The 24200-nt window shown below is 43.6% G+C and carries 19 protein-coding genes and 1 tRNA gene; 11 read left to right on the top strand and 9 right to left on the bottom strand.

Going from position 1 to position 24200, the window contains the following annotated elements:
- The first annotated feature begins 5 nt into the window (after positions 1 to 5).
- Positions 6 to 794, top strand: coding sequence for a GLPGLI family protein (locus GKO22_RS01345; RefSeq protein WP_166332334.1), 789 nt, complete (start codon positions 6 to 8; stop codon positions 792 to 794).
- A gap of 70 nt (positions 795 to 864) precedes the next feature.
- Here GKO22_RS01345 and GKO22_RS01340 read toward each other — a convergent pair whose 3' ends face one another.
- The 4 genes from GKO22_RS01340 to recJ all read right to left on the bottom strand — a co-directional run bounded on the left by GKO22_RS01340 (position 865) and on the right by recJ (position 6242).
- The gene (locus GKO22_RS01340) at positions 865 to 1923 is read right to left on the bottom strand and encodes a branched-chain amino acid aminotransferase (RefSeq protein WP_166332333.1); all 1059 of its coding nucleotides are present in this window, start codon (positions 1921 to 1923) and stop codon (positions 865 to 867) included.
- Between the two features lie 274 nt (positions 1924 to 2197).
- The gene (locus GKO22_RS01335; RefSeq protein ID WP_166332332.1) at positions 2198 to 3742 is read right to left on the bottom strand and encodes a GH3 auxin-responsive promoter family protein; all 1545 of its coding nucleotides are present in this window, start codon (positions 3740 to 3742) and stop codon (positions 2198 to 2200) included.
- Between the two features lie 32 nt (positions 3743 to 3774).
- A complete protein-coding gene (gene lptB, locus GKO22_RS01330; RefSeq protein WP_116776241.1) occupies positions 3775 to 4509 on the bottom strand; it encodes an LPS export ABC transporter ATP-binding protein in 735 nt (244 codons plus the stop codon).
- Between the two features lie 32 nt (positions 4510 to 4541).
- Entirely contained in the window at positions 4542 to 6242 is a 1701-nt protein-coding gene (recJ, locus tag GKO22_RS01325; RefSeq protein WP_166332331.1) for a single-stranded-DNA-specific exonuclease RecJ, read from the bottom strand.
- A gap of 114 nt (positions 6243 to 6356) precedes the next feature.
- Between recJ and GKO22_RS01320 the strand changes: the two genes are divergently transcribed.
- From GKO22_RS01320 to GKO22_RS01310, 3 genes are read left to right on the top strand one after another with little or no spacing between them, the layout of a single operon-like run.
- Entirely contained in the window at positions 6357 to 7139 is a 783-nt protein-coding gene (locus GKO22_RS01320) for an MBL fold metallo-hydrolase (RefSeq protein WP_166332330.1), read from the top strand.
- Between the two features lie 43 nt (positions 7140 to 7182).
- Positions 7183 to 7665 carry a cation:proton antiporter regulatory subunit gene (locus GKO22_RS01315; RefSeq protein WP_166332329.1) on the top strand — a complete coding sequence of 161 codons (483 nt, stop codon included), beginning with the start codon at positions 7183 to 7185 and terminating at the stop codon, positions 7663 to 7665.
- A 14-nt stretch (positions 7666 to 7679) separates the two neighbouring features.
- Complete coding sequence (locus tag GKO22_RS01310) at positions 7680 to 8939, top strand: cation:proton antiporter (protein ID WP_166332328.1); 1260 nt, start codon at positions 7680 to 7682, stop codon at positions 8937 to 8939.
- A 55-nt stretch (positions 8940 to 8994) separates the two neighbouring features.
- Here GKO22_RS01310 and era read toward each other — a convergent pair whose 3' ends face one another.
- Positions 8995 to 9873 (bottom strand): GTPase Era, encoded by an 879-nt coding sequence (gene era / locus GKO22_RS01305; RefSeq protein ID WP_116776237.1) that lies wholly within the window; start codon positions 9871 to 9873, stop codon positions 8995 to 8997.
- Positions 9874 to 9985: 112 nt separating this feature from the next.
- Between era and GKO22_RS01300 the strand changes: the two genes are divergently transcribed.
- The 3 genes from GKO22_RS01300 (at position 9986) to GKO22_RS01290 (ending at position 12525) form a co-directional block, all read left to right on the top strand.
- Positions 9986 to 10058 (top strand) — tRNA-Met (locus tag GKO22_RS01300).
- Positions 10059 to 10354: 296 nt separating this feature from the next.
- Positions 10355 to 11152, top strand: a complete 798-nt coding sequence (locus GKO22_RS01295) for an SDR family oxidoreductase (protein WP_166332327.1) — start codon at positions 10355 to 10357, stop codon at positions 11150 to 11152.
- A gap of 2 nt (positions 11153 to 11154) precedes the next feature.
- A complete protein-coding gene (locus tag GKO22_RS01290; RefSeq protein ID WP_166332326.1) occupies positions 11155 to 12525 on the top strand; it encodes an aldehyde dehydrogenase in 1371 nt (456 codons plus the stop codon).
- 255 nt (positions 12526 to 12780) lie between these two features.
- On the opposite strand, the gene GKO22_RS01285 is transcribed toward GKO22_RS01290, so the two are convergent.
- Positions 12781 to 14010: a hypothetical protein gene (locus GKO22_RS01285; protein WP_166332325.1), complete on the bottom strand. Its 1230-nt coding sequence runs from the start codon at positions 14008 to 14010 to the stop codon at positions 12781 to 12783.
- Positions 14011 to 14164: 154 nt separating this feature from the next.
- Here GKO22_RS01285 and GKO22_RS01280 point away from each other — a divergent pair, with 154 nt between their 5' ends.
- The 4 genes from GKO22_RS01280 (at position 14165) to GKO22_RS01265 (ending at position 20639) form a co-directional block, all read left to right on the top strand.
- Positions 14165 to 15499 (top strand): dihydroorotase, encoded by a 1335-nt coding sequence (locus GKO22_RS01280; protein WP_166332324.1) that lies wholly within the window; start codon positions 14165 to 14167, stop codon positions 15497 to 15499.
- Between the two features lie 68 nt (positions 15500 to 15567).
- Positions 15568 to 17088 (top strand): M14 family zinc carboxypeptidase, encoded by a 1521-nt coding sequence (locus GKO22_RS01275; RefSeq protein ID WP_166332323.1) that lies wholly within the window; start codon positions 15568 to 15570, stop codon positions 17086 to 17088.
- 146 nt (positions 17089 to 17234) lie between these two features.
- Positions 17235 to 18872: a M14 family metallopeptidase gene (locus GKO22_RS01270; RefSeq protein ID WP_166332322.1), complete on the top strand. Its 1638-nt coding sequence runs from the start codon at positions 17235 to 17237 to the stop codon at positions 18870 to 18872.
- A gap of 15 nt (positions 18873 to 18887) precedes the next feature.
- Positions 18888 to 20639 carry a M14 family metallopeptidase gene (locus GKO22_RS01265; protein ID WP_166332321.1) on the top strand — a complete coding sequence of 584 codons (1752 nt, stop codon included), beginning with the start codon at positions 18888 to 18890 and terminating at the stop codon, positions 20637 to 20639.
- 12 nt (positions 20640 to 20651) lie between these two features.
- On the opposite strand, the gene GKO22_RS01260 is transcribed toward GKO22_RS01265, so the two are convergent.
- From GKO22_RS01260 to ispG, 3 genes are all read right to left on the bottom strand, one after another.
- Positions 20652 to 21710 (bottom strand): AI-2E family transporter, encoded by a 1059-nt coding sequence (locus GKO22_RS01260; protein ID WP_166332320.1) that lies wholly within the window; start codon positions 21708 to 21710, stop codon positions 20652 to 20654.
- Between the two features lie 88 nt (positions 21711 to 21798).
- A complete protein-coding gene (locus GKO22_RS01255) occupies positions 21799 to 22131 on the bottom strand; it encodes a HopJ type III effector protein (protein WP_166332319.1) in 333 nt (110 codons plus the stop codon).
- A gap of 32 nt (positions 22132 to 22163) precedes the next feature.
- Positions 22164 to 24176: a (E)-4-hydroxy-3-methylbut-2-enyl-diphosphate synthase gene (gene ispG, locus GKO22_RS01250; protein WP_166332318.1), complete on the bottom strand. Its 2013-nt coding sequence runs from the start codon at positions 24174 to 24176 to the stop codon at positions 22164 to 22166.
- Positions 24177 to 24200 lie beyond the last annotated feature (24 nt).

Here is a 24200-nt window from a genome sequence, read left to right as displayed (position 1 = left end):
AAACAATGAAAAAGATATTACAGCTATTAGTGCTTGTTGCGTTGTTGCCCATGTATTCGGCTACCGCTCAGTACGCCTACTTTCCACAAGAAGGAGTGATTACCTTTGACAAGACGGTGCATATCAAAAACTTACTCAAACGCCACGTTACTTCCTTGAAAGATGGCGACTTTCAAAAGCGCTTTATCGAAGAACTGATCCCCAAGGTGAGCGAAACAATTGTGTTGAAGAAGAAATTGTCTTTTAGTGGCCAAGAAACCAACTGGGAACCCATTAAAGAAACCATGAATCCAATTGTTACAAACCTGCTTAATATGGGCTTGGTGGATTACCAAAATACCGCCTATCAGAATATTAAGACAGATGAAGCACAATCCTCTTTCGACTTGGCCGGCTCCAATATTTATGTCAAAGATTCACTATTAAATGTGAAATGGAAAATCACGGATGAATACCGTGAAATCGCTGGCTATTCGTGTCGTCGTGCCAATGGTGTCGTCTTAGATTCGGTCTACGTGGTTGCTTTTTACACGGATCAAATTCCCTTGTCTGCCGGACCCAATGTAATGCACGGTCTACCGGGGATGATTTTAGGTTTAGTCGTTCCAGAGCAACATTTTAACATGTACGCCACCAAAGTAGATTTCTCTTCTCCGGTAATTAAAACCAACATCGGTGGCAAGCGCGCTACTGCGATGACGCGACGTGAGATGGAAGCCAAAATGCGCGAGACCATGGGCAATTGGCTGTCGGAAAAACAGCTGAATTTGCTCTTAGCAGCTATGCAACTTTAATATCCTCCATAAACGTAAAACGCTCCTCTTTCTGAAAGAGGAGCGTTCTTTTTTTGTTATTATAAATAGTTTAGACGATGAAGTTCCAGCCAAATGGATCTTCAATCTTGCCGTAGCGAAGATCATTCAAGTATTGGAATACTTTATTCGAAAACTCGCGCGTTTCTACAGCAGGCAATTCGTAGTCCTTACCATTGTATCCAATCTTAGAGATATGCGTAATAGTTGCTGCAGTACCAGCAGCAAATGCTTCTGTCACGGCGCCGGATTCAATACCTTCGATTAGTTCAGCCACAGATACCTTGCGTTGTTCCGTTTTCAATCCCCATTTGTCAGCTAGCTCGATGATGGTACGGCGTGTTACACCATGCAAGATGGTGTCGCCATGTGGTGTAATAATCGTATCACCGATGCGGAATAGTAAATTCGCCGTCCCAGCTTCCTCGATGTATTTATGGTCACGCGCATCGGTCCACATCACCTGATCGTAACCTTCCTGGTGCGCCAACTCTGTTGGGTACAAGGCTAATGCATAGTTTCCAGCGTTTTTGGAAAAACCAACGCCACCATCTGCGGCACGCGTGTAGTGTGTTTCAACTTTTAAACTAATTGGCTTGCTGTAATACGCACCAACTGGCCCTGTAATGATGATGAATTTATAAGAGTCTGAAGGATGTACGCCCAGCGCCGCTTCTGTGGCAAACATAAATGGACGAATGTATAAAGAAGCGCCATCCTTGCTAGGTACCCAGTTTTGATCTATTTCCAGCAATTGCTTTAAGCCATCTAAAAAGATTTCTTTCGGCACCTCTGGCATCTGCAATCTTGCCGCAGATTTGTTAAAACGTTCCCAGTTTTGATCTGGTCTGAAAATACTCACCCGGCCATCATCGAGTTTATAGGCTTTAATGCCTTCAAAGATGGATTGGCCATAATGCAATGCGGACATAGACGGGCTGATCGAAATATTTCCGTAAGGTACGATGCTCACTTCATTCCAAGTGCCATTGCTGTATTCTGCAACAAGCATGTGATCAGATAAAATCTTGCCGAAAACCAAATTGTCAAAATCGACGTCAGCAAACCTGGATTGTGGTGTTTGCTCTATACGAATATTAGTATTGCTCATTGCTAAATTATTTGTGCTGAATGCCTGCAATTTAGGGAAAAAATTAGAAAGGAGACGATTTCTTTTTCGCTGTGCGCAACGTTATTAAAATAAATTTATTGCATTTGGGATAAAATTAAACTACCTTTGTAGCAGATTCGGATATTAACCGTTTAATAGAAAGAATCAAAACAATTACGAGGATGAATACGATGCAAGTGCTTCAAAAAGAGAATGTTAAGCAGGAACAAAAAGTAAATATGATTCAATTTATCGCAGGATATTTTGTTTATCTCTACAAAGTAGCGGTACGTCCCAACTGATCATTTAAGCGTAATTCCATTAAAATAGGCTCCAAGTAAGTTCGATCATTCGCTAAGCGAGGAACTTTATTTTGTCCGCCTAACTTTCCTCTAGATTTCATCCATTGATAGAAAGTATTGACAGGTGCATTATGCACAATAGGAAAAGTCAATGCCATATCTTTGTGACGCTTAGCATCATAGTCCGAATTTATCTCTCGTAATTTCGCGTCTAATACTTCGCAAAATTCCCGAAAGGAGCTAGGTTGCTGCACAAACTCAATAACCCATTCGTGAGCACCAGCTTTACCGCTATCAAAATATACCGGCCCTGCCGTGTAATCTTTTACCGTAGCTCCCGTCGCCACACTAGCCGCTTGAATAGCCTGATCTGCATTATCAACGATTAATTCTTCGCCAAACGTATTAATATAAGCGGTGGTGCGCCCTGATATTTGAAATCTATAGGGTGATAATGACGTGAATTTGATCGTGTCACCAATCATGTAGCGCCACAATCCCGCGTTCGTAGATATAATTAAAGCATAATTTTTACCTAATTCTACTTCACCTAAATTATACGTTTTCGGGTCAGCATCGCCGATGTTTTCCATCGGGAGGAATTCGTAATAAATTCCGTAATCCAACATCAACAACAAATCTTCAGAATCGGATTGATCCTGAATACCGAAATAGCCTTCTGATGCATTGTAATTCTCTAGATAGTACATGTCGGTGGAAGGAATCAATCGCTTGAATTCTTCGCGATACGGTTTAAAACTGACACCGCCGTGGCCATAAAACTCCAAGTTCGGCCAAACTTCTAATAAATTACTTTTACCCGTAATTTCTAAAATACGTTGCGCCATCACAATATTCCAAGTAGGTACGCCAGCCAAGCTGGTGACATCTTCTTCGATAGTGATGCGTGCAATCTGATCGATCTTATCTTCGAAGTTCGGGTTTAGCGTTACTTCCAGTGTTGGGGTGCGCTTGAATTCTGCCCAGAATGGTAGATTACGAATCAAGATCGAGGATAAATCGCCAGAATAAGAATCACTGCTAAAATTGTTGAATTGCGAAGATCCGCCAATCACCACCGATTTGCCATTAAACACCTTATTTTCTGGTCTATTATGGCAATAGATGGAGAGCATATCTTTGCCACCTTGATAATGACATTCGTCGAGGGCTTCACGACTGACGGGAATAAACTTGCTACGATCGGCCGTAGTTCCCGAAGATTTTGCAAACCACTTGATATCCGAAGGCCATAAGATATTTTGCTCTCCCTTGATCATCCGATCTACGTGTCCTTTGATCGAATCGTACGTTTGTATCGGTACGCGGTTCTTAAAGTCCTCGACCGAAAAGATGCTTTTATAGTCGTGCTGTTTGCCCCATTCGGTCGCTTCCGCAGTAGATATCAGGCTCTGAAACCATTCTTCTTGCACATCATGCGGATATTTCATAAAAAGCTCAATCTGATGAATGCGCTTTTTCATAAACCATGTGAATAATGAATTTAGAATGGCCATATAGGTTTAGTGTAATGTCGGTAGCTACTAATTTAGAGTTTTTTTCTTCTCAACTCAAAATGTCGACCGAGATAAAACTTGCGCGCCAATTCGTTGTCCGCGATTTCCTCGGGCGTACCCGTTAGCATGATCTTACCTTCGGTCAATAAATAGGCGCGATCCGTGATCGAAAGCGTTTCCTGCACATTGTGGTCGGTGATCAAAATTCCAATGTTCTTGGTTTTCAGCTTGGCTACGATCGTCTGAATTTCTTCTACAGCAATCGGGTCTACACCGGCAAAGGGCTCATCCAGTAAAATAAAGCTGGGATTAGCCGCCAATGCTCGCGCAATCTCCGTACGTCTACGCTCCCCACCGGAAAGTAAGTCGCCTCGGTTTTTGCGTACACGATGCAGGCTAAATTCAGTTAATAATTCCTCGAGTTTTTCTTTGCGTTCTTGTTTGTTGGGGTAGTGGATTTCTAACACAGCGAGAATGTTGTTCTCGACCGTGATTTTGCGGAATACAGATGCTTCTTGTGCCAAATATCCGATTCCGCGCTGTGCGCGCTGATACATGGCATCTTGAGTGATATCTACATCGTCCAAGTAAACGTGCCCATCGTTGGGTTTAATCAAGCCCACGATCATATAAAATGAAGTCGTTTTTCCGGCACCGTTCGGGCCTAGAAGACCAACGATTTCGCCTTGCTCCACTTGAAATGAGACATCATTTACAACCGTACGTTGCCGATATTTTTTAACTAGGTGTTCCGCTTTTAGTATCATGTATCCAACTTCTTCACCTACAAATATATCGGTTAATATCGAATTGCCTTAATGTTCAACTGTAAATTCTTCCGGGTTTTCCAGGTGTTTTCTTCAATGGTATAGCAAATATCAAACCGCTTACCCGCGTTGATATGCGCAACATGCTCCGATAAGCCGAAGGCAATGCAAGAAAAAGGTGCGCTATCTTCTTGTACAACAGTCATCTTGATATGATTGGCTCCCACAATATGAGCCTGTCCTTGTACCGTGATGCCTTTGGAGATGAAGGTCGGCTGTTCATTTTGTGGCCCGAAGGGCTCAAATTGTTTAAGTAGGCGAAAGAGTTTCGCATCGATCTCTTTCAAATGTATCGCTAAATCAATGGAAATTTCCTGTGTGAGCATCTCCGGTGTGATACTTTGCGTGACCACCTCTTCAAAGCGTTGTTGAAACAAAGCGACATTTTCTACCGGCATAGTCATGCCAGCAGCATATTTATGGCCACCGAATTGCTCCAACAAATCACTGCACGATTCGAGCGCTTGATACAGATCAAATCCCAACACAGAACGAGCAGAGCCTGCCACATGCCCATTGGTTTGTGTCAAGATGATGGTCGGGCGGTAATATTTTTCCGTAAGTCTTGACGCCACAATACCGATTACGCCCTTGTGCCAATCTGCTTTGTAGAGCACGGTCGAATTACGCTTTTGCAGCGACTCGTCCTCGGCAATGAGTGCCATGGCCTCTTCGGTAATTCGAAGATCCACATCTTTACGCTCATTATTTTGCAAGTTCACTTTTTCGGAAAATACTAGCGCATCTGCAACCGATTTTGAAGTCAGTAGTTTCACGGCGTCCTTGGCGTGTTCTATACGGCCAGCGGCATTGATGCGTGGGCCGATTTGAAACACAATATCATTGACTGTAAAAAAGTCTTTGCGATTGTTGGATAGCTCGATCAAGGCACGGATGCCGAAGGAAGGATTGCTGTTCAGTTTTTGCAAACCAAAATGGCACAGCAGGCGATTTTCTCCTGTGATAGGCACGATGTCTGAAGCAATACTCACCGCCACCAAATCCAAGTATTGGTAAGCCATTTCCATATCCATATCATTCGATTGGATGAAGGCTTGTATAATCTTAAAACCAATGCCGCAACCCGATAGTTCTTTGTATGGATAGTCGCAATCCACGCGTTTTGGATCCAGTACTGCCAAAGCATCAGGAATCGTGTCGCCCGGCAAGTGATGATCTCCGATGATAAAATCAATGCCTTTGGCTTTTGCATAAGCAACTTTTTCGATTTCTTTGATGCCACAATCCAAAGCGATGATCACGGTGTAACCGTGCTCTTGCGCATAATCAATACCTTGGTACGAAATGCCATAACCTTCCGCATAACGATCAGGAATGTAATAGGCTAATTTGGTATGGAATTGATGAAAAAAGGTGTATACAATCGATACAGCTGTGGTGCCGTCTACGTCATAATCGCCATAGACCAAGATTTTTTCCTTATTCGTGATGGCTTGCGTAATTCGGGCGATCGCCACGTCCATATCTTTCATCAGGAAAGGATCGTGCAAATACGACAGAGAAGGTCTGAAAAATTCACGTGCTCCTTCGTACGTTTCGATTTTTCGATAAGCTAAAAGGTTGGCAACTACGTCACTTACTCCGAGTTCATCGCGTAAATGTCGGGTCGCTGCCGCATTATTTTTGGGTTTTAGTAACCACCTTTTTTGCATACCTTTGCTTTGTGAAATCACGGTAAATGTACGGTTTTAAACACGTAATCGCCTAATTTCTACGTCCTATACCTTTACGCTGCGGTGTAAAGTACATAGTAACAACTATATAGAATGATACAAGCACATTCCCTATACGAAGGATCTTTTTCGGTTGATGCCAGTAAAGTTTTTGTTCCCTTCGATCCAGAAAAAGATGATCCCAAAGACAGACCAGCTTCTTTATTCGTTCACGTAAGACCTTTTTTAGTAGAAACGAGCCATGGTTTGGTCGTTATCGATGCCGGTTTGGGCGAACGTACAGCAGATGATCAATTATTGATCCATCATAATATTGAAAAATTAGGCTTTGATCCTGCGGACGTGAAATACGTGCTGATGTCGCATTTACATAAAGATCATATGGGCGGCGTGGTCGATGTTCAAGATGGATCTACGCGCATCACATTTCCAAATGCAGAATACATCGTACAAGAGAAGGAGTGGGAAGCGGCCTACAGTAGCGAATCAGCCTCGTATAGAAAAGATCTGTTTCGCGCTTTGCAGCGCAGTGGCAATTTGCACTTAGTAGATGGAGATGGTGAGCTGAATGACGAGATTTCGTACGCGATGACGGGCGGGCATTCGGAGTTTCATCAGGTATTTCATATCAAAACGGGTGGTGAACATTATTTCTTTGGAGGCGATGTGCTATCCGAACCGGGTGAAATTTTTCGCAACTTCGTGGCGAAGTATGATTTCGATGGAAAGAAATCACGCGATTTGCGCACTGATTTTTGGGAAAAGGGAGCGCCAGAAGGATGGTTGTTTTTATTCTACCACTCCAAAACGATACAAATCGGTCGTCCAGAAGAAAAGGAAGATGGAACCTTCAAATTGATCGAAGTTGCAGAATAAGTACATTTGTGAAAAATATTATATCATTAAAAGGAAGTAAATCATGTCGATAGTTAGAGAAAGCGATCTGATAGGAATCGGGAAGAAGTACGAAATTGATACAGATGCCGGTGACCAGATGGTAGTGGTTATTCACGACGACGGTCGTAGAGAACTGTACCGCCACGAACGTTCGGATCATGAAACACATTGTGTCATGACGCTTTCCGATGAGGAATCGCGTCACGTAGCTGGTATTTTGGGCGGACTTTCTTATAAGCCTAAAGCCTTGGAGACGATTGAAGTCGCGTTGGATGATCTGCGTATCGAATGGTACAAAGTAGGCGAGTCTAATGACGGCGTCGAGAACAAAAGCATTGGAGAGTTAGGAGTCCGCCAAAAAACGGGAGCTTCGATCATTGCGGCGATCAAAGACGATGATACCATCATCAATCCGGGTCCAGATTATGTGATCACCTCTGGTACCACTTTAGTGATTGCCGGAAAAAGAAACAATATCAAATTGCTGAAAGAAATTTTGCTATAACCTAACTTGTATTCATGCTGAGTCATACCTTAATATTAGAAATCGGAATTGCTGTTTTATTAGTGGCGCTAGTGGGCCTATTGGCCAATAAGCTGCGTTTTTCTGTTATTCCCTTTTTTATATTGATTGGTATGGTGTTGGGGCAACATGCGCCTACCTTCGGAGCGGTAGATCTTACTTTTACCGAAAGTAAGCCCTTCATCGACTTCATGGGGCGATTGGGCGTACTATTTTTATTGTTCTATCTCGGTCTAGAATTTTCTGTAGGCCGACTCATGAAGTCGGGTAAATCCATCGTATCCGGTGGATTATTCTACGTATTGCTCAACTTTTTCTCCGGTTTATTTATCGGATGGATGATGGAGCTGCCCTTCAAAGAGATGATGGTGCTCTGCGGTATCATGACGAGCTCTTCTACCGCGATCGTAGCCAAGGTATTGACCGATCTAAAGCGTACGGCGAATCCAGAAACAGAGGTGATCATGGGCATGATTATGTTCGATGATTTGTTCATCGCCATGCACATTTCCTTTTTGTCGGGATTGATCCTGACGGGATCTACGTCGATTTTGGCGGTTGCCGGAACTTCGGCATTGGCTTTGACGTTTATTCTTACTTTTTTGGTGCTGGGGCGTAAGTTAGTGCCAGCGATCGACAAAGTTTTACAGGACAAGACTTCGGAGCTTTTTGTGTTGATCATCTTTAGCTTATTATTTGTCATTGCGGGTTTCTCCGAAACTATTCACGTGGCCGAAGCGATCGGTGCGCTGATGGCAGGTTTGGTATTGGCCGATTCGAAATACATCAAAAAGATTGAGGGCATGGTATTGCCTTACAAGGACTTTTTCGGCGCGATGTTTTTCTTCAGTTTCGGACTGTCTATTGATATGTATTCTCTGAGCGGTGCAATCGGTTGGGGCGCAATAGCGGCCTTAATTACTGTGGTCGTGAATGTGGCTTCGGGATATTTTGCGACCAAATTCTCCGGATTGAAACCGAGGAATGCCGTGGATATTGGTTTCACATTGTCGGCGCGTGGCGAGTTTTCAATCATCATGGCCAACATTGGTAAAGCCGGTGGTTTGTTGCCGGTTGTACAATCCTTTGTAGTCGTGTATGTGCTATTGCTGTCTATCATTTCTCCATTACTTACCAAAGAATCGAAAAATATCTGGAATGCTTTAAGCGGTTCGTCGAAAGACGTGAAACCGGTTCGTAAAAAGTTGAGTGACCTCGAAGCACTTTCGGAGCTCAACAAAAACGCGCAATCATAGCTGTGACTAAAAGGCTATGATTGCGCGTGGATAAATGCGTTATATCGCGCTTAGATTAATCTTCGTAGCCGAACCGTTTTAGGTAATTCTTCTTACTTCTCCAATCGGGCAATACTTTCACGAATAATTCCAAGAATACTTTTCCGTCGATAAATTCTTCAATGTCTTGACGAGCGTAGGTACCTACTTTTTTGATCATAGCACCTGCGGTGCCGATGATAATGTTTTTCTGAGAATCTCTTTCTACAATAATCTCTGCTGCGATCTTGGTAATCCGTCCTTCTTCTTTGTAAGAAGTCACGACCACTTCTGTACTGTATGGGATTTCTTTATCGTATAATTTGAAAATCTTTTCCCGGATCATTTCCGAGACAAAGAAACGAACCGATTTATCGGTAAGCTCGTCTTTCTCGTAATAAGGTGGGTGTACAGGCATTTTCTCCTTGATGTAAGCCATGACACCGTCTACATTGTATTTGTGCAATGCAGAAAGGGCAAAGACCACGTCAGGGTTTATCTTTTCTTTCCAGTACGCTGCTTTCTCTTTAACCTCCTCTTCCGAAGATTTATCTACTTTGTTAATCAATACGGCGACTGGAGATTTTGTATTACGCAGTTTCTCCAATACATCCTCTTCGTCATAGCGCTCATGAATGTCGGTCACGAAAAGAATAACATCGGCGTCGATAATCGATCCTTGTACAAAACTCATCATCGATTCCTGCAAGGAATAGTTGGGTTTGATGATTCCCGGAGTGTCCGAAAAGACAATTTGATAATCCTCTTCATTCACAATACCAATAATTCTATGCCTAGTTGTTTGTGCTTTAGGAGTGATGATAGACATCTTTTCCCCCACTAACGCATTCATTAACGTTGATTTCCCCGCGTTCGGCTTACCTATTATACTTACGAATCCAGCTTTATGAGACATTTTTCATTTTTTATTTGCTTTTCAAAAGTACAAGTTATATCTTTGTGAAACAATTCAGGAAAGCAATATCTGCGAATAACACCAAATAAGCGCAGAATCTATAAAAATATATTGCGGGGTGGAGCAGTTGGTAGCTCGTCGGGCTCATAACCCGAAGGTCGCACGTTCGAGTCGTGTCCCCGCTACTAAGAGCCGTTCAGAGATGAACGGCTTTATTTTTTGTCTTTTTTCCAACTTCCTAGTACATATCTTGTTACAATTGATAGATTCCGCTCGCGCACCGATTTTTCGTTGTCGCGGAATCAATGTTGCGAGTATTGAGCCAATCTGAAGTTATGAAAGATGTAAACCAATTTAATTAGATCGGTTTCCCACGGTGATAGTCATTGTTCACGCAATGAACGATCCATTGCATTCTATTTTTACTTTTGGTTTATTTTTTGTTGCGGTATATCATTCATGGTCATATAGCCAATTTATTATGAGAAATTTCCATCAAAAAAATGTGTTAATTACGGGAGGAGCGTCTGGAATTGGCAAAATAATGGGCGGACTATTCTTAGATCGTGGTGCTCGGGTCATTATCTGGGATATAGATCCTAAATCGATAGTGGACGAATTTGTAGAGCGGGGAGAGATCTTTGGCTATTCCGTAGATATAGCAGATCAAACAAAGGTGCAGCAAGCTTTTGAAAAAGTAAAAGCAAACCACGGAGTAATTGATGTGTTAATAAACAATGCCGGTATCGTGGTTGGAAAGTATTTTCACGAACATACTGAGTTAGACATTAGGCGTTCTATGGATATTAATGCATTAGCACCTATGTATATTACCAGTTTATTCTTGCCGGATATGATCGCACAAAATAATGGCTCCATATGCAATATTGCCTCTTCGGCATCTTACATATCTAATCCGAAGATGTCTGTATATGTGGCAAGCAAATGGTCTATATTTGGCTGGTCGGATAGCTTGCGTATTGAGATGAAGTTATTGCAGAAAAATATACGTGTAACTACCGTCACGCCCTATTACATTAATACGGGTATGTTTGATGGTGTTCGATCTTTGGTACCGATCCTCCGCCCTGAAAAAGTAGCCAAAAAAATTTTACGTGGTATAGCTTCTGGTAAACCGATTGTCAGTATGCCGTGGAGCATTCATTTCGTGCGATTTTTTCAAGGGATATTCCCCATCCGGTTTTTTGATTGGTTTGTGGGCGGTGTATTGGGTATTTATAAAACAATGGACGATTTTAAAGGACGACAAAATACGTAGCGATGAAAGATTCGATCGAAAACCTAGTAAACGCACAGCGCGATTTTTTTTGGAGTGATGCCACTAAGCCAATTGACTTTAGATTGCAACAACTTAAGAAGCTTAAAAGTGTGATAAAAGCACATGAGGATGAAATGATTGCCGGTATTGCATTGGACTTCAAGAAATCCGAATTTGACACCTATACCAACGAATTGGCCTTGTTGTACCATGATTTGGATGAGGCGATTCGAAAATTAAAATCTTGGAGTCGAATCCGTCGTGTCGGTACAAATATGATCAATTTTCCAGCACGTAGTTACATCATTCCCGAGCCACTAGGTGTTGCTCTGGTTATCGGTGCTTGGAATTATCCCTATCAGCTTTCCCTTGCACCAATTATCCCGGCAATAGCCGCCGGCTGCACTGTGATCTTGAAACCCAGCGAATTGCCTAGCAATACGAGCCGCATCATGGCCAATATGATTGCCAATAATTTTGATCCAAACTATCTGGCAGTAGTAGAAGGAGATGTAGAAACAACGACCACCTTGTTGGAGCAGCGCTTTGACAAGATTTTTTTCACGGGAAGTACCACGGTTGGTCGTATTGTATACCAAGCGGCAGCAAAACATCTTACGCCTGTCACGCTAGAGTTAGGTGGGAAAAGTCCGGCCTTTATCACCGAAAGTTGCGACATGAAAATGTCGGTAAAGCGATTGGTATGGGCAAAGTTTCTAAATTCAGGACAAACCTGCATCGCACCGGATTATATTTTGGTACACCACAAGGTTAAGCAAGCATTCTTGGATGCTTTATCAGCAGAAATGAAAAAGAATGAGTTTAGCTTCGAAGCGGGGACCTTGGTACAGATTATTAATGATAAAAATGTGGATCGGTTGGCCAAGTTAATTGACCCGACGAAAGTATATGCTGGAGGCCGTGTGGATCGGGAAAGCCGCTATGTAGAACCGACAATCTTGAATGATGTGAGCTTTGATGATCCGGTAATGCAGGAAGAGATTTTCGGACCTATTTTGCCTATTATTATTTATGATGATCTTGCTGAAGCGATCCATCAGGTGAAGCGATTGCCAAAACCGCTATCTTGCTATGTATTTACCAATGATAGCAAGATCAAGAAACGAATTCTGCAAGAATTATCATTCGGTGGCGGTGCTGTGAATGATGCGGTCATGCATATCACGAATCCCAAACTGCCTTTTGGTGGCGTGGGCAATAGTGGCATGGGAGCCTACCATGGCGAAGCGGGCTTCAAAAGCTTCACACATTACAAAAGTGTGCTCGATAAACCCACTTGGATCGAATTTGGTTTTAAATATTATCCCCGAACAGCTTCAAAACTAAATATGATTAAGAGATTTTTTGGGTGAAATAGAAGATGCCGGATCGCTAGATATTATAAAAGTCAACATGGCTACAAAACGCAAAAGTATCCAAAACTCGCCGCTGACCGTAGTGGCACAACGGTAGTGCATCCCCTTGCTATTGCCAATCCGCTAAGACGGCATTTTATGAGTTGGAAGGATGGTGCTTTAACGAAGTATTATTTCATGACTAATGGATTTTACCGCCGACCTAGCGTTCAGACTGCATCGTGCCTCGCGACGGCTAAAAGAAAGTATATTTTATATAATCCTAGCAGTATAGCGGATTGATTTTTTTGCTTTGCTCAATTCATCTAGATTGATCGCGTTTCGGAACTCGTTGTCCGTTGTTGTTTGCGCAGCATCTACTTCCGTTTTGATTTTAGAACCGGTATCCGCATTAGTTACACCAGTTGTCGTGGCCTCATCCAAAGCGACTTTTATCTTTTCGGTATATTGTTCCGTGTAGCGGTTGTGCTTGCTGTATTGAAATTCCAACTGATTGATCAAACCCACAAATTCTTCTAAACGATTATTGGCATCCTTTAGGTCATTACCTTCATCGGTGATCAACATTTGATCATAGTTTACGCGGTTTCCGGAGCGATTTTTCTGCTCAAATTGAGAAAATAAGGTCACCATATAATTCTGATCTAAACGTAGAAAGAGTTTGTTTAGATATTCATCAACACTCTCCTTATCCCCTCTAGCTTCAGGTTCCAAGCCCACTTTCTCTGCAAAATAGCGAACCTGATCATACAGATTGCGTTGTAGTAAGCCCAACTCTTGCCGTTGTATATTGAGATTGTAATCAAATTCGGTATTGGCTTCGGCCAATAAGTTATAAAAGCGAATGTAACCATTCAACTCGTTCTCCATCTTGGCAATGGTTGCTTGATCGACATCATCGGTCATGATACTGGTGCTGCGCAAGAATCCCATCACGCTACTTGTTAACTGTGCCGCAGGCGATACCACCGGAATAGCACTCACGATCGGATTTTTGGCAATTGAAGTAACGCCGTCATAGATCTTGGAAGCCATATTTTTCTTTTTAGGCTTCACATTGTCCTCTACCAAAGACACGACTTTTTGATCAAATCGAAATCCCAGTTTGTCGCTTTCAGGATTACCCAATTCCTTGACCAATGGCTCGAACGAACGGCTTGATGGATAGTTTTTCATGACTTGGATCTTAGTATGTAAGAGGCGGTAAGCGTTCGTCGCGTTTTCCAGATTTTGACGTACGATCATGTACCGATTTTGGGCATCCAGATCCTTACTCGCCATCAACATATTGATGTTCTCGGTATTGTTCTTCAGCTCCCGCGTCATGCTTTCTACCTGCTTTGTGAGAAGTGCAATGGTCTGGGCATCTTCGCTTTGTGTAATCATGTTGCTATTTTGCAACAAGGTACTATCCTGTTCCTGACTTAGAGCCGAGAAACAAAACCCGCTCATGATCACTAATAAATAAAAATTCTTCATCATATCCCCATTGATTATGGCCAAAAAGTGGCGTAATTCATTGTATGTATTCCATTTACAACAAAATAAGTAGTGTGCTGTTTTAAACAGGGGCGTTTTATGATGGAGAAGCAGACAGTTAGCTGCACTTTTGGGGATTAAATGTTATTTTTACAACATGTCTACGATATTAATAAAGAATGCACAAGTCGTCAACGAAGGCGAAATCAAGGTATTAGATATATTTATAAAAGATGGCCGCATCGAGCAGATCGCGCCAACAATTGATAAAGCCGCTGCGCAAGAAATCAATGCAGAGGGATTGCACCTCTTGCCAGGATTGATCGACGATCAGGTTCATTTTCGCGAACCAGGGCTTACTTACAAAGCAGATATCGCTACCGAAAGTCGTGCAGCGGTAGCAGGTGGAACGACATCCTTTATGGAGATGCCAAACACGGTGCCCAATGCTTTGACACAAAAGTTGTTGCAGGATAAATATGATATTGGACAAGATAGCTCATTGGCCAACTACTCCTTCTTTATGGGAGCAGGCAATGATAACTTAGAAGAAGTGCTGAAAACCAATCCACGCGATGTATGTGGTATCAAAGTATTTATGGGATCTTCTACGGGGAATATGCTGGTGGACAACGAAACGGCGTTGGCCAATATTTTCCAGAATGCACCGACTCTTGTGGCAACACATTGCGAAGACGAAACTACCATTCGTAGGAACATGGCCGTTTACAAAGAAAAGTATGGCGAAGATGTTACCATTGATATGCACCCAGCCATTCGTTCGGAAGAAGCGTGTTACCTGTCTTCCTCCAAAGCGGTCGAATTAGCGTTAAAGTACGATACCAGATTGCACATCTTGCATATTTCGACCGGAAAAGAGACCCATCTTTTTAGTAAGGATATTCCGTTAGAGAAGAAACGCATAACTGCCGAAGCCTGCGTACATCATTTATGGTTTTCGGATGCAGATTATGCTACAAAAGGAAATTTCATTAAGTGGAATCCAGCGGTGAAAACAGCAGCCGATCGCGATGAAATCTGGCGAGCCGTATTGGATGGACGGATCGATGTCATCGCTACAGATCATGCGCCACACACTTTTGAAGAGAAATCGCAACCTTATTTACAAGCGCCCTCAGGCGGACCGTTGGTACAGCATGCAATGCAGGCCTTGTTGGATAAGGTCAAAGAAGGGCGATTGACATTGGAACAATTGGTGCAAAAAACAGCGCACAATACGGCACAATGTTTTCAGATCGAGCAACGCGGATTTATCCGCGAAGGATATTGGGCAGATTTGGTATTAGTGGATCTGAATAAACCTTATACCGTGACAAGAGAAAATATTTTGTCGAAATGTAAATGGTCTCCATTTGAAGGACACACCTTTAGCGCCAGTATCGAGCATACGATCGTGTCGGGAAATGTGGCCTATTCTAATGGAAAAATACAAGAAGTAGGATCAGGACATCGGATGCTTTTTGATCGTTAACAAAACGGGGAGTAATAAGCAAGATCTGACAGGCGTGCACGTGTTAACACATTATAATCATAAAAACCATGGGTAAAGTTATTTTGTATATCTGCCTGCTTGGGCTGCTGACAGTTAGTTGCCAGCAAGTAGATAAGACCGTCACATCGTTTAAAAAAGACTATTCATCGGCCATGACACTTACGACTTCCGAATGGGATTCGCTGTTTGCGACCTATCGCGAACCGGCGATTCAGCACCGACGATTCAAACATCAGGAGGTAGATTCGCTGGTGCAGCAGCACGCGCAGAAAGGCATTTTACAAGTAGAACGAATCGGTGCATCGGCCGCAGGCCGATCTATTTCCGAATTGACCTACGGAGAGGGAGATATTAAGGTGATGCTGTGGTCGCAGATGCATGGCGACGAACCAACCGCGACGATGGCATTGCTGGATATTTTTAATTTTCTCGAAGGCCAAGAAGATGATGGAGATTCCCTGCGCAATTTGTTGAAAAACAAACTGCAGATCCATTTTATTCCCATGTTAAACCCCGATGGAGCAGAGATCTACACTCGTCGGAATGCGCAAAGTGTGGATCTGAACCGGGATGCACGCGCGCAGCAGACGGTGGAAGGCAAGCTCTTGGCAGCACGTGCCGATGCTGTAAAACCTGCTTTTGGTTTCAATCTGCACGATCAGTCTATTTATTACCACGTGCCCGAAACCCAAAACCCAGTCACGATATCATTATTAGCACCAGCTTACAATCCGGAACGCGATATCAACGAAACGCGCGGCAATGCCATGAAGTTGATTGCAGGAATCCAACAAATGGTACAACAGTATATGCCTGATGCGGTGGCAAAATACGACGATACGCACTCGCCGCGAGGCTTTGGAGATAATTTTCAAAAATGGGGAGCATCTACGGTGCTCATCGAATCGGGTGGATTAAAGGGCGATGTAGAGAAGCAGCAAATTCGTAAGCTCAACTTTATTATTATCCTCAATGCTTTGATGCAGATCGCAGAAGGTAGTTATGAGCAATATGAAATTACGCAATATGACGATATCCCGTTTAACGGCTCTTCTTTATTGCACGATGTCTTTATTCACAACCTAGAAATTGGCTCAGATTCTATTCCACTCCGCACGGATATTGCCATCCGCCGAGCCGAGAATACCATCGGTCGTGATTACTTTGTGCGCGGTTGGGTGGAAGATTTAGGCGATCTGCAAGAATCATTTGGATACGATCAAGTAGATGCTTCATCATTGCATTTTGTGCAAGGTAAAGTGTCAGATAAGATGATTTCTTCGGTGAAGGAGTTGTCTAGATCGCAGGCATTTGCTTTACTAAAACAAGGATTTATGGCTGTTCGTTTAAATCCCGCAGCTGTGGGCAGCGCCGAACAATTTCATAACCTACCCATACATGTATTTAGTCAACCAACATTTTACACCACTTCACGAATCGACTTGGGTGGGACAGCTAACTTTTATTTGGCAGATGACGCCGGAACATTGCGGTATGCCGTGTTGAATGGTTATCTCATCGACTTAAGTCAACCCCTAAAAGAAACCTTTAAAAATCGAGTGCTCTAATTACTCGTTAAGCGATTTATTTTATATCTTAGGTTAGTCAACCTGACTATTTCTAATCTCGGGAATTACCCTTTTTTAGATTAATGTGAGCGGCTTACGCTTTGCGTGAAAGCAGCATTTGGCTACATACTAGAAAACCATTATTAATGAATCGTATTATCTTCCTTTATCTGGGCTTCGTGTCCTTATGTGGTATGACCGCTCAGGCACAAGCGCCGTCAGATTACAGCAACAAGCAGCAGCTGGCACAGCGCGTGAAAGCATTGGCATCGCGTTATTCTCAATTGGTAAAATTGACTTCTATGACTAAGACTTTGGGCGGCTCCGACATTTGGATGCTATCCATAGGTACGGGAAACTTGGAGCAGAAACCTGCTGTCGCTGTGGTTGGTGGCGTATCTGGAGATCACTTATTTGGTGTGGAATTGGCGGTTGGATTTGCTGAAAAATTGTTGGCCAATGCTTCGCAAGATAGCATTCGTACTTTGCTAGATCAGCAAACGTTTTACGTTTTTCCAAACATGAGCCCGGATGCTACGGAGCAATATTTTGCCAAATTGCAGTATGAACGTACGGGCAATGCACGCCCATTGGATTATGATCGCGATGGCCAAAAAGGGGAAGACGGGTACGACGACCTAAATGGCGATGGCAAGATCACTTGGATGCGTGTGCTTGATCCAAGTGGTACCTATTTGCCTAATCCAAAAGATCCAAGATCAATGATCTTAGCCGATCCGGCAAAAAATCAGCGCGGTCAATACCTAGTGCTTTCCGAAGGACTGGACAATGATAAGGACGGACAATTTAATGAAGATGGCGAAGAGGGTGTAGCTTTTAATAAAAACAACACTTATAATTATAAAAACTTCCAACCAGGAGCTGGAGAGCATGCCGTATCGGAGCTAGAGAATAGAGCTCTGTACGATTTCCTATACGATGCATTTAATGTATATGCAGTCGTGTCTTTTGGGTCGGAGAACAATCTTTCCACACCACAGCAAGCTGGGCGTGGAGGGGAATCGGCACCTTCTGGAAGTCGCCGGCCAGGTGGTCGCATGATCAATAGCTGGTCGGAGCGCGATGCGCAAGTTAATGGGGCTGTTTCGGACTTATATAATAATATAGTACAACTCGGGGACGCGCCAAAGCAAAAAGCTGGAAATGGCAACTTTGCTGATTGGGCATATTATCATTACGGGAGATTAAGCTTTTCTACGCCGGGATGGTGGCTGCCTGATACCGAGAAAGATCCAGTGGCTTCTTATTTCAAATGGGCAGATGCGCAAGGAATAACGGGCAATTACACACCGTGGAAAACTATTTCTCATCCTGATTTCCCGAACAAAACGGTAGAAGTAGGCGGTATTCATCCATTTGTACTTCATAATCCGCCTTATCAAATGGTCGATAGCTTGGTGGCCAAGCATACGGACTTTGTAATTAAGCTGACGGATATGGCGCCCATGATTGACATCGTGGACGTGAAGACGGAGAAATTGGATGGCGGACTTACACGCGTTTCGGTGAAGGTGCTGAATAAAGGTGCCTTCCCAACTTTGACGCAGGTGGGCGAGCGTAGTTATTTTCTGAAGCATGTGGCGGTTGAAGTCAAGACTGGTAGCGGACAGAAAGTAATCAGTGGAAAGAACCGACAAACCATCAACGCACTGGAAGGACATGGATTCACCGAATTGAGCTGGTTGATCCAAGGAAGTGGAAAGCTAGCCATAGAAGCAGGCAATGCTTCCAGTGGCAAAAAAACAGTAAACGTATCACTCTAATTAGCCGCAGAAATCATGAATTTATATAAGTATACTATCGTAATAAGCTTGGCGGTACTTTGTGCTACTCAGTCATTGGCTCAGAAAGCAGAAAATATATTAGCTGCGGCAGGTTCGCCGGCCAATCCAAAGGTATCGATCAGCTGGAATCGCTACCACGACAATACCGCTTTATTGGAGATCTATCGTAAGATGGCCTCCGCACATCCTGATTTGGTAAATTTGGAATCCATCGGCAAATCTGTCGAAGGGCGCGACCTGTGGTTGTTGACTATTTCTGATAAGAAAAAAGGAGAATCTGCGACCAAGCCGGCTACTTATATTGATGGTGGAATCCATGCCAATGAAGTGCAAACGGTGGAGTTTGCCTTGTATATTGCTTGGTACGTGACCGAGATGCACGCCTCAGGGAATCCATTCTTCCAACAATTATTGGCAGATAAAACCTTTTACATTGTGCCAAGCATTAGTCCAGATTCTCGTGATAACTTTATCCACGGGCCAAACACGCAACATTCTTCGCGTACGGGGCGCAAACCTTTGGATAATGATCGGGATGGTTTGGTGGACGAAGATGATTTTGATGATTTGAATGGTGATGGGCATATCACGCAGATGCGTAGAAAGAGTGATTATGGCCGTTTCATCACCGATCCGGCAGATCCACGTCGCCTTATACCAGCACCTGAAGGACAGCAAGGTGTTTACGAATTGCTGGGTTATGAAGGTTTGGATAATGATGGCGATGGTTTGGTGAATGAGGACGGTGTGGGCGGATATGACCCGAACCGCGATTGGGGCTGGAATTGGCAGCCGAATTATGTGCAGAGTGGCGCGTACAAATATCCATTTTCTTTGCCGGAGAATCGTGCCGTAGCCGACTTTATCATGGCGCATCCAAATATCGCAGCAGGGCAAAGTTTCCACAACTATGGTGGTATGATTTTGCGTGGACCTGGTGCACAGGATGATGAAGATAATTTCAGACCGGCAGATATTGCCGTCTACGATGCCTTGGGCAAAAAGGCGGAGTTGTTAATTCCTGGTTATCGTTACATCGTCACGTATAAAGATTTGTACTCGGTGTATGGTGGCGAATTTGACTGGATGCACAGTGCGCGAGGCATTTTTGCCATGAGCAATGAGCTGTGGATGGCCAACTATTATTTCCAAAAAACCGGACAACAGCCAAATGATTACGCGAGTGCGCAAAATGAACAATACATATTTGATCAATTTCTGCTCTTTGGCGATGGCTTTGTCGAGTGGACTCCCTACGAACATCCGCAATATGGCGCGATCGAAATTGGTGGATTTAAAAAGAACTACGGCCGTATGCATCCCGGATTTCTGATGGAAAGCGATGCGCATCGCAATGCTTCTTTTGTGATTTATCATGCATACCATACTCCAAAACTGGAAGTGTCTGAAATTTCCGTGAAGGATTTGGGAGCTGGTTTATCCGAAGTAACGGCGGTCATTAGAAATCAGCGGATTATTCCGACTCATTCATCGTTGGATGTGGCCAATAAAATTGAAGTACCTGATGTAGCTTCCTTGACTGGAGGAACAGTGGTTGCAGGTATGATTGTCAATGACCGAGATTTCGGAATGACAACTGAGCAGAAACGAGATGCAGCGAATATTCAAATACCAAACATTCCTGGTAACGGCACCGTGACGGTGCGTTGGATTGTGAAGGGAAATGGGAAATATACCGTAACCGTGAATAGTAAAAAAGGTGGGAAAGCAGCTAAGACAACTTAGCCGCTTTCCACTTTATTTCTTCTTTTTCTTGTCTTTGTACGACCCAATCAGATATGCATAAGGTTTCAGGCTGGGAACATGATCGAACACGATCAATAAAATGCCCAATAGCGGTATGGCAAGTACCATGCCGCCTACACCCCAAATTAATTCCCCGACGACGAGCCCAATAATCGTAAACAGCGGATTGATGCGCACTTCATTGCCTACGACCAATGGTTCTAACAAGTAGGTTTGAATAAATTGCACCAGCAGATATACACCAATAACACCAAGAATCATTTTGCTATCGCCACCTTGCACTGCGACCGCCAATACGGTGAAGGAGGTGCCCAGTAAGTTTCCTACAAAAGGAATGATCTCCATCAGTCCGCAAAATACCGCGAAAAAGATGGCGTTTTCTACGCCTAAAATCGAAAATCCTATACCATACATAATCCAAAGCGCGACGATCATCTTAGACATGCCACCTAGGTAATGTTGTGCCACGCTAGCCGATTCATGCAATACTTTGGTGGTTTTGTCGCGTTGATCTAATGGTACAAGCAACAATACAAAATTTTTGAGCTGTCTTCGGAAAGTGATGAAGAGAAAGGTATACACCATCACCAGTATGGTATCTACGGCTATACTCATCGTGCCCGAGGCGAAATCCATGAGCACGCTGCTAGTATTCCCTCCGGAAGAGGAGGGACTTTCTACTATTTTCTGTTGCTGCTGTTGATCTATTCCTAAGCTGTTTTGTAGCCAAGCGCGAAATTGCGCTATTACTTGGGTCGCTCTTTGCTGCAGCTCGTCCATATTTTCGGAGAATCCTGCTAGCTGCCAACCCAGCAAAGTCAATACACCAGCAAAAAGGAGTACAAATCCTACTAATGCGAGCAGTGCTGCGACACCACGCGGAATCTTGAATCGTTCTAGCCATTCACATACTTTCGTCAAAAGCATGGCTAAAAGACCGCCCAAGGCAAATGGAACTAAGAAAGGTTTTCCGAAATATAGGAGCGCGATGCTCAATCCAAATAAAGCAAGGATCAGAACCGCTCGCTCTAGCTTCGTTTGTTGTCTCATCTGCAAATTGCTCTGTTTTTCGTGTAGAAAGCTGCTCTATCACGAGCAGTCACAGATGAGAACAACTAATTATAAGATTAGTTTCGGATTATTTGATAGTAAGCGCGGTGCCTTCGAATCGTACGCCTTCCCAGCCATGCAGCATAAAAGCCCGAATATTCTGATGGTCATTTCCATTAGGATCATCTAATACAGCGCGGTAATGCTCGGCAAAGAGTTGCAAAGTGTCTTCCTCGCTTAGCGATTTGATTAAGGCGAATTGCAATACCTTGGCACTTCCCTGATTTTGCGTCGCTTCATTGTGGATCTCCCCGTTCCAAAACGCTGTTGGCGTATGATTGTAAGCAGACTCTATGTAAGCGATTACATCCGTAAAAATGAGTTTTCCGTCTTTCAGGTCTTGTAATAAAGTATTTTTCATGATAAATATGAGCAGTAAAATGGAGGTAGTCGTTATAATGCGACCTCGTTTTCTTCGATCCAAAGACCGTCTCCTTTGATGATGTTGATTAACTCGTCTAGTGCGTTGGCCGAAGATACATTTCGTTTAATGACTTCTTTGCCACGATAAAGCGTGATCTTGTCGGGGCCAGCACCGACATAACCATAATCGGCATCAGCCATTTCTCCCGGGCCATTCACAATACAGCCCATTATAGCTATTTTGAGGCCTTTTAAATGATTGGTTCGCTGGCGAATCATCTGCGTAGTATCTTGCAAATCAAATAGCGTACGTCCGCAGCTCGGGCAGGAGATGTACTCGGTTTTAGAAATTCGGGAGCGTGTAGCTTGCAAAATCCCGAAGGATAGCGAAGCTAATTTATCGACTGGCGTTGCTGGAGAATCGATCCAGATGCCGGATCCTAATCCATCGATCAACAGCGCACCAAAATCCGTGGCAGCATAAAGCTGAATTTTAGAAATAGGTTCTTCGGGATTCATAATGTCGCCGACCGGACCGCTGAAATCTTCCGCCGAGTAGCTGCGTTTTAGAATCACCGGGTTTGACAAACCTAATTCCTGCATATTAGCAAAGAACTGACGTTGGTCCGCCATACCATGCGTATAATCCGTTTCCAGAATAAATACCACCGTTTCATCTAGCGCCATGTCAGCAAAGCTATCCGTTGCTAGATCGCGATTGCTGATATACACCATATTCAGCACAGGGTCTTTATGGGTACCATGATTAAATTCTGAAAGCGTATAGATGGGATGGATATTTGCTCGTTCTTGAATGTTAAGCCAAGTTTGGTAGTTGTACAACTGTTTCAAATTGCCTGGCATGGCAAACGAAGGCAAAGCGTCTCCAAGAAATACAAAATCTACCGATTGATCACCCATATGAAACTTGTCCAGTAGCGCATCATAGCGGTATCCGACTTGGGTTAAGATAAATGGATCTTTCAGGTTTTGTTGAGATAGATCAATGATGACACGTGGCACTAATGATCCACCCACAAAGGTATTTACTTCGGACGCTTCGTACGGGTTTGTACGAGATTCTTCCTTCAAATGCAGAATCTCTCGCGGCGATTCTTGCGCGATCTGAGCCTCCCTTTTGCTGTACCGATTTACCAGCGCTCGCGCGACTGGTGCTTCCTTCTCTGGCTCTTCGGTGAGCGAGACACGAACAGTATCTCCCAAACCATCTTCCAGCAAAGTGCCGATACCGACTGCCGATTTTACACGGCCATCTTCACCATCGCCTGCTTCGGTAACGCCAAGGTGCAACGGATAATTCATGTTTTCGGCGACCATTTTCTCCACGAGTAAACGGTACGCTTGCACCATGACTTGTGGATTGGAAGATTTCATCGAAATCACTAGATTATAGTATTGTAAATCTTCGCAGATGCGAATGAATTCCATGGCTGACTCCACCATACCATCTGGTGTATCGCCATAGCGGCTCATGATACGGTCGGAGAGAGAGCCATGATTTGTACCAATACGCATAGCCGTACCATACTCTTTGCAAATCCCGACCAGAGGTGCAAATTTCTTGTAAATCCGCTCCAGCTCGGCTTGATATGCCGCATCGGTGAAGTCAATTTGATCAAATTTCTTTTTGTCGGCATAGTTTCCGGGGTTCACCCGTACTTTTTCGACTATGCGAGCAGCAACTTCTGCAGCGTTTGGTGTAAAGTGTATATCTGCCACCAAAGGGACTTCATAACCTCTGGCACGTAGTTCTTTCTTGATATTTTGCAGGTTTTCGGCTTCCTTCATACTTGGCGCCGTAATACGAACATATTCACAGCCTGCATCAACCATTTTGATGGTTTGCTCAACCGATCCGATCGTATCCATGGTGTCGATCGTAGTCATACTTTGGATACGGATCGGATTATCCGCGCCCATCGGTATGTTGCCTACAAAAACCTCGCGCGTCCGAAACCGGCTGTACGCCAATTTGGTATTACAATATCCTCCAGTCAATCGAGTTGAATTTGGTGCTTCCATCTGGCACCAAAGTTAGCTATTTTT

Source organism: Sphingobacterium chungjuense (assembly GCF_011316935.1).
GTDB classification, from domain to species: domain Bacteria; phylum Bacteroidota; class Bacteroidia; order Sphingobacteriales; family Sphingobacteriaceae; genus Sphingobacterium; species Sphingobacterium chungjuense.
This window is presented reverse-complemented; position numbering and strand designations above follow the sequence as displayed.

Excerpts from the sequence above, each read along its gene's own strand:
- GKO22_RS01280 (WP_166332324.1), top strand. The coding sequence starts at position 14,165 with ATGTCTACGATATTAATAAAGAATGCACAAGTCGTCAACGAAGGCGAA.
- era (WP_116776237.1), bottom strand. The coding sequence starts at position 9,873 with ATGTCTCATAAAGCTGGATTCGTAAGTATAATAGGTAAGCCGAACGCG.
- GKO22_RS01265 (WP_166332321.1), top strand. The coding sequence starts at position 18,888 with ATGAATTTATATAAGTATACTATCGTAATAAGCTTGGCGGTACTTTGT.
- GKO22_RS01340 (WP_166332333.1), bottom strand. The coding sequence starts at position 1,923 with ATGAGCAATACTAATATTCGTATAGAGCAAACACCACAATCCAGGTTT.
- GKO22_RS01270 (WP_166332322.1), top strand. The coding sequence starts at position 17,235 with ATGAATCGTATTATCTTCCTTTATCTGGGCTTCGTGTCCTTATGTGGT.
- GKO22_RS01260 (WP_166332320.1), bottom strand. The coding sequence starts at position 21,710 with ATGAGACAACAAACGAAGCTAGAGCGAGCGGTTCTGATCCTTGCTTTA.
- GKO22_RS01275 (WP_166332323.1), top strand. The coding sequence starts at position 15,568 with ATGGGTAAAGTTATTTTGTATATCTGCCTGCTTGGGCTGCTGACAGTT.
- GKO22_RS01255 (WP_166332319.1), bottom strand. The coding sequence starts at position 22,131 with ATGAAAAATACTTTATTACAAGACCTGAAAGACGGAAAACTCATTTTT.
- GKO22_RS01315 (WP_166332329.1), top strand. The coding sequence starts at position 7,183 with ATGTCGATAGTTAGAGAAAGCGATCTGATAGGAATCGGGAAGAAGTAC.
- GKO22_RS01290 (WP_166332326.1), top strand. The coding sequence starts at position 11,155 with ATGAAAGATTCGATCGAAAACCTAGTAAACGCACAGCGCGATTTTTTT.
- ispG (WP_166332318.1), bottom strand. The coding sequence starts at position 24,176 with ATGGAAGCACCAAATTCAACTCGATTGACTGGAGGATATTGTAATACC.
- GKO22_RS01310 (WP_166332328.1), top strand. The coding sequence starts at position 7,680 with ATGCTGAGTCATACCTTAATATTAGAAATCGGAATTGCTGTTTTATTA.
- lptB (WP_116776241.1), bottom strand. The coding sequence starts at position 4,509 with ATGATACTAAAAGCGGAACACCTAGTTAAAAAATATCGGCAACGTACG.
- GKO22_RS01285 (WP_166332325.1), bottom strand. The coding sequence starts at position 14,010 with ATGATGAAGAATTTTTATTTATTAGTGATCATGAGCGGGTTTTGTTTC.
- recJ (WP_166332331.1), bottom strand. The coding sequence starts at position 6,242 with ATGCAAAAAAGGTGGTTACTAAAACCCAAAAATAATGCGGCAGCGACC.
- GKO22_RS01335 (WP_166332332.1), bottom strand. The coding sequence starts at position 3,742 with ATGGCCATTCTAAATTCATTATTCACATGGTTTATGAAAAAGCGCATT.
- GKO22_RS01295 (WP_166332327.1), top strand. The coding sequence starts at position 10,355 with ATGAGAAATTTCCATCAAAAAAATGTGTTAATTACGGGAGGAGCGTCT.
- GKO22_RS01320 (WP_166332330.1), top strand. The coding sequence starts at position 6,357 with ATGATACAAGCACATTCCCTATACGAAGGATCTTTTTCGGTTGATGCC.
- GKO22_RS01345 (WP_166332334.1), top strand. The coding sequence starts at position 6 with ATGAAAAAGATATTACAGCTATTAGTGCTTGTTGCGTTGTTGCCCATG.